The sequence below is a fragment of the Buttiauxella warmboldiae genome (assembly GCF_003818135.1).
GTDB classification, from domain to species: Bacteria; Pseudomonadota; Gammaproteobacteria; order Enterobacterales; family Enterobacteriaceae; genus Buttiauxella; species Buttiauxella warmboldiae.
In genome coordinates, this window is sequence record NZ_RPOH01000009.1 from 104,035 (window position 1) to 115,379 (window position 11,345).

Annotated in this window: 11 protein-coding genes and 1 pseudogene; 2 read left to right on the forward strand and 10 right to left on the reverse strand. The window is 54.3% G+C overall.

Annotated features, from left to right (window positions below; genetic code table 11):
* Positions 1–67: 67 nt before the first annotated feature.
* From EHN07_RS02940 to pdxB, 10 genes are all read right to left on the reverse strand, one after another.
* Positions 68–637, reverse strand: a complete 570-nt coding sequence (locus tag EHN07_RS02940; protein WP_124022712.1) for a UbiX family flavin prenyltransferase — start codon at positions 635–637, stop codon at positions 68–70.
* A 111-nt stretch (positions 638–748) separates the two neighbouring features.
* The gene (purF, locus tag EHN07_RS02945; RefSeq protein ID WP_064512741.1) at positions 749–2,266 is read right to left on the reverse strand and encodes an amidophosphoribosyltransferase; all 1,518 of its coding nucleotides are present in this window, start codon (positions 2,264–2,266) and stop codon (positions 749–751) included.
* A gap of 34 nt (positions 2,267–2,300) precedes the next feature.
* Positions 2,301–2,789, reverse strand: coding sequence for a colicin V production protein (cvpA, locus tag EHN07_RS02950; protein WP_034458856.1), 489 nt, complete (start codon positions 2,787–2,789; stop codon positions 2,301–2,303).
* 256 nt (positions 2,790–3,045) lie between these two features.
* Complete coding sequence (gene dedD, locus EHN07_RS02955) at positions 3,046–3,774, reverse strand: cell division protein DedD (protein ID WP_124022713.1); 729 nt, start codon at positions 3,772–3,774, stop codon at positions 3,046–3,048.
* A complete protein-coding gene (gene folC / locus EHN07_RS02960) occupies positions 3,764–5,032 on the reverse strand; it encodes a bifunctional tetrahydrofolate synthase/dihydrofolate synthase (protein ID WP_124022714.1) in 1,269 nt (422 codons plus the stop codon). Before folC ends, dedD begins: the two co-directional genes overlap by 11 nt.
* Before the next feature lie 65 nt (positions 5,033–5,097).
* The gene (gene accD / locus EHN07_RS02965; protein ID WP_208646968.1) at positions 5,098–6,018 is read right to left on the reverse strand and encodes an acetyl-CoA carboxylase, carboxyltransferase subunit beta; all 921 of its coding nucleotides are present in this window, start codon (positions 6,016–6,018) and stop codon (positions 5,098–5,100) included.
* Positions 6,019–6,157: 139 nt separating this feature from the next.
* Complete coding sequence (locus EHN07_RS02970) at positions 6,158–6,817, reverse strand: DedA family protein (protein ID WP_124022715.1); 660 nt, start codon at positions 6,815–6,817, stop codon at positions 6,158–6,160.
* Between the two features lie 25 nt (positions 6,818–6,842).
* Positions 6,843–7,670 (reverse strand): tRNA pseudouridine(38-40) synthase TruA, encoded by an 828-nt coding sequence (gene truA / locus EHN07_RS02975; protein WP_124022716.1) that lies wholly within the window; start codon positions 7,668–7,670, stop codon positions 6,843–6,845.
* Positions 7,670–8,683: an aspartate-semialdehyde dehydrogenase gene (locus EHN07_RS02980; RefSeq protein WP_124022717.1), complete on the reverse strand. Its 1,014-nt coding sequence runs from the start codon at positions 8,681–8,683 to the stop codon at positions 7,670–7,672. The genes truA and EHN07_RS02980 overlap by 1 nt, the downstream gene beginning before the upstream one ends.
* A gap of 69 nt (positions 8,684–8,752) precedes the next feature.
* A complete protein-coding gene (pdxB, locus tag EHN07_RS02985) occupies positions 8,753–9,889 on the reverse strand; it encodes a 4-phosphoerythronate dehydrogenase PdxB (protein ID WP_124022723.1) in 1,137 nt (378 codons plus the stop codon).
* Positions 9,890–9,992: 103 nt separating this feature from the next.
* Between pdxB and flk the strand changes: the two genes are divergently transcribed.
* On the forward strand, positions 9,993–10,997 hold the full coding sequence (flk, locus tag EHN07_RS02990) for a flagella biosynthesis regulator Flk (RefSeq protein WP_124022718.1): 1,005 nt from the start codon (positions 9,993–9,995) through the stop codon (positions 10,995–10,997).
* Positions 10,998–11,203: 206 nt separating this feature from the next.
* Positions 11,204–11,345, forward strand: a pseudogene (locus tag EHN07_RS02995) (nitrite transporter NirC); the annotation flags it as partial.

The window sequence follows — 11,345 nt, forward strand, 5'->3', positions numbered from 1 at the left end:
ATCGGGATTGCAAAATCGCCCCATGATGAGGCGCAGGGTTTTGTGATGCACCACGCTGGCGCAGAGCTTATGCTCCACTCCAGCGAGCGAACAAGTCTTCTGGCAGCTCAATATCAAACTGATCGAGCACCCGGTTGACCGTCTGGTCAATGATATCCTGCACGCTTTGCGGACGATGATAAAACGCTGGCATTGGCGGCATAATCACCGCCCCCAACTCGGCAGCCTGGGTCATTAAACGCAAATGGCCAAGATGCAGCGGCGTTTCACGCACGCAGAGCACCAGCGGGCGCCGCTCTTTTAGCACCACATCTGCCGCACGCGTTAGCAGACCATCGGTATAGCTATGCACAATGCCTGAAAGGGTTTTGATTGAGCAAGGCAATATGACCATGCCGTGGGTCTTAAAAGAGCCAGAGGAAAGGCTGGCGGCGATATCACGCGAGTCGTGAACCACATCGGCAAAGGCCTGAACTTCTCGTAAGGAAATATCGGTTTCCAACGCGAGTGTCTGGCGGGCTGCATTGCTCAGGATAAGATGCGTTTCGATGTCCGGTAATTGTTGCAGTACCTGAAGCAGTCGCACACCGTAAGTTGCGCCACTGGCACCTGAAATCCCAACAATTAACCGTTTCATATTTTTCATTCGCCCGTGGAGTTTATCTGGGCTGACTTTGCCGCAAGATGGGCAGGGATGCAAGAAATGGTCACCCTCTCCTTCCGGGAGAGGGTGACGGTGAGGATGGCTTTAACCCTCGTTATGCATCTCTAAGTTTTCCACTTCGTTCTGACGGGCAATCGCTTGTGAATCGTCATTACGCAGCGACTCAAGATACTCAAGGTATTCGTGATCCACATCTTTGGTCACGTAGATACCGTTGAACACCGAACATTCAAACTGCGTGATATCCGGATTCTCCACCCGAACCGCCTCAATCAGATCGTTCAGATCCTGGAAAATCAGACCGTCTGCACCGATCAGCTGACGGATCTCATCAACTTCACGACCGTGAGCAATCAGTTCGTTGGCGCTGGGCATATCAATACCGTAAACGTTCGGGAAGCGGATCTCTGGCGCCGCGGAGGCAAGATAGACTTTCTTCGCACCGGCTTCACGCGCCATTTCGATAATCTGCTCAGAAGTGGTCCCGCGCACGATGGAGTCATCCACCAGCAGCACGTTTTTATCACGGAATTCGGCGCGGTTGGCGTTGAGTTTACGACGCACCGATTTACGGCGCAGCTGCTGGCCCGGCATGATAAACGTGCGGCCCACGTAGCGGTTTTTCACAAAACCCTGACGGTACGGCTTGTCGAGAATACGGGCGATTTCCAGCGCGATGTCGCACGAGGTTTCTGGAATCGGGATAACCACGTCGATATCCAAATCTTCCCACTCGCGAGCAATTTTCTCACCGAGCTTTTTACCCATTTCCACACGGGCGCTGTAAACGGAAATTTTGTCGATGAACGAGTCCGGGCGCGCAAAGTAAACGTACTCGAACAGGCATGGGTTGCTGGTTGGGTTGTCAGCACACTGGCGGGTAAACAGCTGCCCTTTTTCGGTGATGTACACCGCTTCGCCCGGTGCGATATCGCGCAGGAATTCGAAGCCCAGCGTATCAAGCGCCACGCTTTCGGAGGCCACCATGTATTCGGTGCGGCCATCATTTAAATCACGCTTGCCCATCACCAGCGGGCGAATCCCGTTCGGATCGCGGAACGCCACCATACCGTGGCCGATAATCATCGCCACACAAGCATACGCGCCGCGAATCTGGCGGTTGGTTGCGGCAATAGCGGCAAAAATATTGTCTGCTTCCAGCGGGTAATTGCGGAAATTATCCAGCTCGCTGGCGAAAATATTAAGCAGGATTTCAGAATCGGAAGTGGTGTTAATGTGGCGACGCTTTTCTTCGAACAGCTTCTGGCGCAGTTCGTGGGCGTTAGTCAGATTACCGTTGTGTGCAAGGGTAATACCATACGGGGAGTTAACGTAGAAAGGCTGGGCTTCAGAAGCGCTGGAGCTGCCTGCCGTGGGGTATCGCACATGGCCGATCCCCATATTTCCCTGCAGGCGCTGCATGTGAATAGCGCCAAACACATCGCTCACCAGACCGTTAGCTTTACGCAGACGGAAACAGTTTAAGGCATCAATAGTGACGATGCCTGCGGCATCCTGCCCGCGATGCTGAAGCACCGTTAACGCGTCATAAATAGACTGGTTTACCGGCATAAAACCGGCGATCCCGACAATACCGCACATGTTGTCTTTTCCTCATTAAGCCATAACCCCCGCGCTACGGCCGGGGCAAGAAACTTGACGAGCTTTGCAGATAGTCAAAGAACCATCTGATGATGAAACTGAATTGCGGAATAAGCTGCGACTTTTGCCAGTCGTCACTCTTCGAAAAACCAGTAAACGTATCAAGAAAGAACAGAATGGCGGCGACGATCAGTGCGCCACGTAACGCACCAAAACAGATCCCCAACACCCTGTCTGTACCCGACAGGCCGGTTTTCTCAACCAGCGCGCTAATCACATAATTGACTATCGCCCCGACGATGAGTGTCGCGATAAACAGTATCGCGATAGCTATTCCATTACGTACCAGTTCGTCTTCAAAGCCGGTGAACCAGACTGACAGGTAAGTGTAGTAATGACTGGCGACAAAGAAAGCACAGCCCCAGGTTACCAGCGATAACGCTTCACGCACAAACCCACGAATAACGCTAATCAGAGCCGAAAAGCCGATGACCGCAATAATGGCGTAATCTATCCAGACCATGAACAAATCCCACGACAAATCGCCCTGACGTCCAGTTCGGGGCGCATTCTAACAGAAAAAGAAAACGTTTGCGTAGGGATTTCCTTCCCCCGCGTAAATAAATAATGGCGTTGAAAAAAGGCTCAACGCCATTGGTTTTTTGCCCTATTGCCGCAGAATTTTCCCCTCATTCTGTCCCTCTCCCCAGTGGGGCGAGGGCGCTGTCTTTCCCCCCTCTTCTTTGCAGAGAGAGGGGAGGGGTGAGGGTTAAAACTCTCTAGCGAGCCGTATAATTCATGACCACACCGTTCAAACCGGAAATTGCACTCAGCTCACCCAGAGACGATTTCAGCTTGTCTTTCGAAGCATCCGGCCCTACCAGAATTCGGGTGACTTTACCCTGAACTGGCGTCGACGGTGAAGTGTAAACACGGAACCCGGCGCCGCGTAGTTTACCAACAATTTCATTGACTTTATCGGCATTCTTCAAGGCACCGAGCTGCACCACGTAAGCTTTCCCGACGGGGGCCTGCTCGGCCGTTTCTTGCTGGGCAGGTTTTGCAGGCGCAGGCGGCTCTTCACTCATCATCGCCAGGCGTTCTTCGGTTTGATCGACCTCCGCCCTGCCGTGCGGTTTTGCTGCTGGTTTAGGTTTTGGCTTCTCAATCGCCGGCTTCAGCCTGGGCTGCTCGCGGGTAAGGGGGACTTCGTCAATACCCGCACCGTTATCGCCTGGCAGTGAGGCAATATCCAGCCCGGGTGCCGCTGCCGTACCCGCCCTTACCTCTTCTGCCGCGCCTTCCGGTGGCTGCGAAGGCAGCGCCTGAGTCGCCGCAGGCAGCATATCCAGCTCGTCGGTGTCACCCGGTTTTGGCACCAGAGGGATAGCGGCAAACTGATCCTGATAGTACTTTTTCTGACCATCAAGCAGCCCTGGCAGGATAATCACCCCCAATGCGACCAGAATAATGGTTCCGACTAATCGATTCTGAAACTTACTCGCCACCAGCTTTCTCCGCGTCCAACGCTTCCATTACGTGGGCTACAGTATGAAATGAACCACATACCAGCACGGTATCATTTTCCGTGGCGGCCTTCATTGCGGCACGCCAGGCCTGCGCCACGCTGCCATAGACTTCGCCCTGACCGAGATGTTCAATCAGCTGTTCCGCCGTCGCACCACGCGGGCCTTCTAATGGAGCACAATACCAGCTATCAACCTGAGGCGACAAACAGGCCAGCGTACCGGCGATGTCTTTGTCATGCAGCATGCCGATAACCGCCAGCACGCGCCCACGTTTCGGAAGCTGCGCGATACGCCCGGCCAGATACCCTGCCGCATGAGGGTTGTGCGCCACATCGAGAATAACCAACGGCTCTTGCGAAATCACCTGGAATCTCCCCGGCAACGTCGCCTCTTCAATGCCTTGAATCATAGCGGCATGACTGACGTTTAGTTCGCTTGCCCGCAATGCGGCAAGTGCCGTTGCGGCATTCGGTTGTGGAACCAGCGGCAGCGGTAAATCATGTAGCTCACCCTGAGCATCTTTAAAGCTCCAGCTTTCTTCATCCACTTGATATGACCAATCCACATCACGGCGCAGCAACCGAGCGCCCTTTTCCGCCGCCACATCGGCAATGGTGTGTGGCATATCTGGCTCGCCGACGATGGCCGGTTTCCCACCGCGGAACACGCCCGCTTTTTCACGCCCGATGCTTTCGCGGTCTGGCCCCAGCCAGTCGGTGTGATCCAGCGCGATACTGGTAACCACAGCCACGTCGGCATCGACAATATTGGTCGCATCCAGACGCCCGCCCAGGCCCACTTCAAGGATCGCCACATCCACCGCCAGTTGCTTAAACAACAGGAGCGCCGACAGGGTGCTGTACTCAAAATAGGTCAGTGAAGTTTCGCCGCGCGCGGCCTCAATTTGGGCAAATGCCGCCGTGTGATAAGCCTCGTCCAGCTCTTCGCTTTGCACGCGTACGCGTTCGGTATAGCGCACCAGGTGCGGTGAACTATAGACGCCAACGCTATATCCCGCCGCCATCAACACTTTTTCCAGCGTGCGGCACGTTGTACCCTTGCCGTTGGTTCCGGCAATCGTAAACACCGTGGGCGCCGGTTTTAGTACCTCAAGCGTCGTGGCAACTTTCTTTACCCGCTCAAGGCCAAGCTCAATGGTTTTAGAGTGAAGGTTTTCGAGATAACAAAGCCACGTGGCCAGGGGCGACGTGGCTTGAGGAGTTTGAGTTTTTTCCATGATGCCCGCTCTACCTACGGTTCAAGAAAAAGGGCAGGACCTGTTTGGCCTGCCCTTATTAACTATCAGGCCTCGTGACCTTCTTCCGGTGCGGCCGGAACCACAATCGGTTCACGCGGCGCTTCCGGATTCGGCGCGGGCTGATTGGTCAGTTTTGCCAGAATGCTTGCCAGTTTCAGGCGCATTTCCGGGCGGCGAACGATCATATCGATCGCCCCTTTTTCGATCAGGAACTCGCTGCGCTGGAAGCCCGGCGGCAGTTTTTCACGCACGGTCTGTTCAATCACGCGCGGGCCTGCAAAGCCGATCAGCGCTTTTGGTTCAGCAATGTTCAGATCGCCCAGCATGGCGAAGCTTGCCGACACGCCGCCCATGGTTGGGTCAGTCAGCACCGAAATATACGGCAAACCGCGCTCCTGCATTTTTGCCAGCGCCGCGCTGGTTTTCGCCATCTGCATCAGCGACATCAGCGCTTCCTGCATACGCGCGCCACCGGACGCTGAGAAGCAGATCAGCGGGCAGTTATCTTCCAGAGCCTGTTCCACGGCACGCACAAAACGCGCGCCCACCACAGAACCCATGGAACCGCCCATGAAAGCAAACTCAAACGCCACCGCCACAATTGGCATGTTATAAAGCGTGCCTTTCATCACCACCAGCGCATCTTTCTCGCCGGTCTCTTTCTGGGCGGATGCCAGACGATCTTTGTATTTTTTCGAGTCTTTAAACTTGAGAATATCTTTTGGCTCAAGCTCGCTACCCAGCTCAAACAGCGAGCCTTCATCTAACAGGCTATGCAGGCGATCGCGCGCGGACATGCGCATGTGGTGATCGCACTTTGGGCAGACTTCAAGATTGCGTTCCAGTTCGGCACGGTACAGAACCTGGCCACAGCTGTCGCATTTTGTCCACACCCCTTCAGGGATACTCGCCTTACGGGTAGGGGTGATATTGCTCTTATTGAGAATTCGTTCAATCCAGCTCATTGATGACCTTTCTGCTTGAACCTGGTCGATGCCAGTTTTTCTGAGGCAGTCAATACCTGCCCCAGACCATAAATGGTGCTCATTAAAACATAACGGCCCGCGACTTTGGATAAAAAAGTGGTCGAACCGCGCGACAGGATTACTTTTGCAGGCGTTTGGCCGCGCGTTTATGGCGGAGGATCTCAACCACGCCCGGCAATATCGACAGTAAAATAATCGCCACAATCAGTAATTTCAGGTTTTCCTGCACGATGGGTAGATCGCCGAACAGGTAACCTGCGTAGGTGAACAACAATACCCACAGCAACGCACCGCCCACGTTATACAGCGCAAAGTGGCGATAGGACATATGCCCCATGCCGGCAACAAACGGTGCGAAAGTTCGCACAATCGGTACGAAGCGCGCGAGGATAATCGTTTTTCCGCCATGACGCTCGTAAAAAGCGTGTGTTTTATCAAGATAACTGCGACGGAAAATTTTTGAGTCCGGGTTGCTGAACAACTTTTCGCCAAACATCCGCCCAATAGTGTAGTTCACCGCATCACCCACAATAGCGGCGATAACCATCAAAATCACCATGGTATGAACGTTCAGATCGTTGGTTGGCAATGCCGCCAGCGCGCCCGCCACAAACAGCAACGAATCACCCGGCAGGAACGGCGTCACCACCAGACCCGTCTCGCAAAACAGAATCAAAAACAGAATGGCATAAACCCAGACGCCATACTGCGCGACCAACTCCGCCAGGTGCACATCAATGTGCAGAATAAAATCAATAATAAAGTGGATAAAATCCATAGTTATCTACCTTTGTCGACCGGAGTCAGTCTGCCAAAAAAAGGGGTCCCATCGGGGGTTTAGGCAACGCAAAATGTTCAGGGTAGTCCACAGAAACTAAGTACAAGCCTTCTGCTTTACCGGTTGCAGCTGCCAGCTTGCGATCTTTTGCCGCCAGCAATTGAGCCATCCAGTCTTCTGCCTGGTTGCCACAGCCGATTTCCATCAGGCTGCCGACAATATTGCGCACCATGTGATGCACAAAAGCGTTGGCTTTAATATCCACCACCACGTAAGCACCGTAACGCGTGACGTTGATATGCATCAGGTTACGCCACGGCGTGCGCGACTGGCATTGCACCGCGCGGAACGAAGTAAAATCGTTTTCGCCCAGCAAACACTGTGCCGCACGATGCATACGCTCAGCATCCAGAGGATGGTAAAAATGCGTTACCCCCTGTGACATCACCGCCGGGCGCAGACGCTGGTTATAAATCACATAGCGATAGCGCCGCGCCGTCGCGCTGAAGCGCGCGTGAAAATCATCGGGCACATTTTTGACCCAACGCACGGCAATGTCGCCAGGTAAATTCGCATTTACCCCCAGCGTCCATGCCGCATCTTTACGCTGCACGCGCGTTTCAAAGTGCACCACCTGGCCGGTGGCATGAACACCTGCGTCGGTGCGCCCGGCGCAGAAGACGCCGATCGGCTCGTCCGCCACTTTGGAGAGCGCTTTTTCAAGCTTCTCCTGCACGCTGCGCACTTCATTCTGGCGCTGCCAGCCGTAATATTTGCTGCCGTCGTATTCAATGCCGAGCGCAATTTTATAAAGAGGGCTGGTTCTGGAAAGATCGGGCAACTCCTCGGACATTAGTACATATACTCCTGCACTAATTTTTCAGCGGTTTTCACCGCCATCAGCGCGCCGCCAAAGCGAACGTTATCGGCAACAGACCAGAACTGGATCTGTTCTGGCATGCCGTAATCGTTGTGGATACAGCCGATGGAAAGATGTGCGCTACCGGAAGCATCAGCAACCTGAGTCGGGAACTCGCCTGCTTCGGAAAGCTCGATATCTTCAAACTGCATATACGCATCACGCGCTTCTTCAGCGGCAAGCGGGCGCATCGCTTCAAAGTTAACCATCTGCGCGTGGCCGTAAAATACCGGAGCCTGAACGAAGCTCGCAGAAATCATCACGCCTTCGTCTTGCAGCACCTTACGCACTTCGTTCACCAGGCGGCGCTCTACAGGCACGCTACCTTGTGCATCTGGGACTAACGGCAGCATGTTAAAGGCCAACTGGCGGCCAAACAGGTCAGCCTCTTCGATAGGCAAACCGTTAAGCAGGCGGGCGCTCTGCCCTGCCAACGCATCTACCGCCGTTTTGCCGCGCCCGGACGCAGCCAGTAGGTTAGTGACCTGAATACGCGATAATCCCCCCTGCTCGATAAGCGGCTTTAGCGCGCTCAGTAGCTGGCTGGTCAGACTGTCAGCAACGGCCACCAGGTTACGATTGCGGTATTCGCCCAGCACAAATGGGTTCACGTCAGGCACCACCAGCGGCACATCGTGCTCCATCGCAAACAGGCCGCTGGAGTCAATAACCAGGCAGCCCGCGTTGGTGGCTTCTTCGATATAACGCGCGGACGCTTCAGCGCCTGCCACAAAGAATGCCAGTTGAACCTGCGTCCAGTCGAATGCTTCCGCATCCTGAACCATCACGGTTTTGCCTTCGTAACGGATATTTTCACCGGCGCTTTCGTTGCGCGCCAGCGCATACAATTCACCAACCGGGAACTGGCGTTCGGCAAGCAGTTCAATCACAGCTGCGCCTACGGCACCCGTGGCACCTAAAACGGCAATATTCCAGCCTTCAGACATGTTGGTTTACTCCAGACTTTGATAGCAGTATCGCCCCGGCGATATACCGGGACGATAAAAAGGATTGTATTAACGTCCTGCTTGATAGATGGCGTTAAAGCCCAGCTTTTGCAGCATTGCCGCGGCAGCTTCATCATCGCACTGAATATAGAGCGATGACCATTCACGGCGCTCCAGATAATTTTTGCGTAGCTTGTCAAACTCGCCCGCAATGGCCGCGACTTTACGCAGCGGGGCATCGTCGCGGCGCACATCATACACCAGATGAACCAGTCTTTTGAGTGTCGCCTGATCGAGCGCGCCGTGCAGGGTGATGCGGCCAAACTCAGGGGCTGGCAGCAAAGTGTCTAATGCCACCTGCTGTTTCTGGCCGATAAACGCGCTAAATGCTTCAAACACCTGCGTGGTGCCGCGCGCTTTGCCTTCCAGCGTATAGCCCGCGATGTGCGCAGTCCCGATATCGACTTTATTGAGCAGCGCCACATTGAGTTCAGGCTCCGGCTCCCAGACATCCAGCACCACGCTCAAGTCCTGCCCGTTCTCCAGACATTTCAGCAACGCGGCGTTATCCACCACCGGGCCACGGCAGGCGTTAATCAGAATCGCACCGGGTTTGAGGCTGGAGATAAGCTTTTCATCGGCAAGATGCAGCGATTGGTAAGGGCCGTCTTTAAACAGCGGCGTATGGAACGTCAGCACATCGGCTTCACGTACCAGGGTTTCCAGCGGCTGGAAATCACCTTCATCACCACGGTCAGCGCGCGGAGGATCGCAAAGCAGCGTGCGAACGCCAAAAGCTTCCAGGCGAGCCTGCAGGCGTGAACCTACGTTACCGACGCCAACAATGCCCACCGTGCGGTCGGCAAGCTGGAAACCGTCGCGTTCCGCAAGCATTAGTAGCGCGGAAAAGACGTACTCAACCACCGCGATAGCGTTACAGCCAGGAGCCGCTGAAAAAGCGATGCCTGCCTGATTAAGGTAATTTTCATCAACGTGGTCGGTGCCCGCCGTTGCCGTACCGACAAATTTAATCCCTTTGCCATCAAGTAAATCAGCATTCACTTTGGTGACCGAACGCACCATTAGCGCATCGGCATCAGCCAGTTCGGATACGGGAATAGGACGCCCGGCAACCGCAGTAACATCGCCAAGGCGACTAAACAATTCGCGTGCATAGGGCATATTTTCGTCAACGAGGATTTTCACGTTAGCTACCTGTTCGGTTAATCGTCGAGAATAAGCCCGATAGTGTGCCATAATCTGGCGTCCTGGCATACTTGAGCCGGGGATCGACAAAGGATTTTAGCTTATGCAACCCATTCAGGGGGCCACAGCACGCCCTCCGGGGGAACCGTCCTCCCCCCTTTCTGCGGCAGGCGAGCTTCCGCTTTCCACTCAGCAACGTACCGTTCTGGAACGTTTGATCACGCGTATTGTTGCCCAAAGCCTGCAGCAAAGCGCCGAAGTGTGGGCCGGACTCAAACACGATCTCGGGCTAAAAGGTGAGACGCCTTTATTATCGCGTCACTTCCCCGCGGCTGAGCAAAATCTCAATCAGCGCCTGAGCCTGGCACAAACCACCCACGCCACGCGCCAGGTGATTCAGCAGCTCAGTGACCTTCTGCCACAGGGCAATAATCGCCAGGCCGTGAGCGATTACATCCGCCAGCAGTTTGGTCAGACCGCGCTCGGCCAGCTCACGCCCGAACAATTAAAAAGCGTACTGACGCTGCTGCAAAATAACCAGCTGGCGATCCCACAGCCGCAGCAGCGCCCGGCGACCGACCGTCCGCTGCTGCCTGCCGAACATAATTCGTTAAATAAACAGGTAGCCAGGCTCGCCGCAACAACCGGCGAGTCAGGAAAATTAATCTGGCAGTCGATGCTGGAGCTTTCCGGGGTCAAATCGGGCGAGCTTATCCCGGCCAAACACTTCACGCTACTCACCACCTGGTTACAGGCGCGCCAGACCCTGAGCCATCAGAGTGCCCCGACGCTGCATACCATCCAGGCGGCGCTTAAACAGCCGCTTGAGGCGGGAGAGTGGAAAGAGATAACGGACTATTCCCAGCAGCGCTTTCAGGCGGCACCCCAGACGTTACTCACCACCGCACAGGTGTTGGATATTCTCAATCAGGTGTTCTTAAAACGCGCGGAGCGTCTGCCCGTAAAGCATGAAGTACTGAATCCGCAGCCGATTTTCAACCCAATCTGGGCACCGTTTATCGAGCCATTGAAAGCGGTAAGCGCCCGGCCAGCCATGGCATTGACCGCGCTGATAGTCGTGATGATAGTGCTGTGGATAGCGATCTAGCAATAAGCCACCCGCAAAGGGTGGCGCAGACTGATGACAAACCCCATGAGTTTCGCAAAACGCACATAGACCATTAATAAAAAACAAGGAAAATCAATTTATTGATTTTCGGCTGATAACCACAAAGAAGGAAAAACCACGCTTTTTCCTTCTTTGTCAAAAATCTCACTTATTTACTTTTCTTTCACTTTATTGGGATAACACAAATGTTCACCGATACCATTAATAAATGTGCGGCGAATGCCGCGCGCATTGCCCGATTGTCGTCAAACAACCCGCTTGGTTTCTGGATCAGTTCCGCAATGGCGGGAGCTTACGTGGGTCTGGGGATCATTCTGATTTTCACCC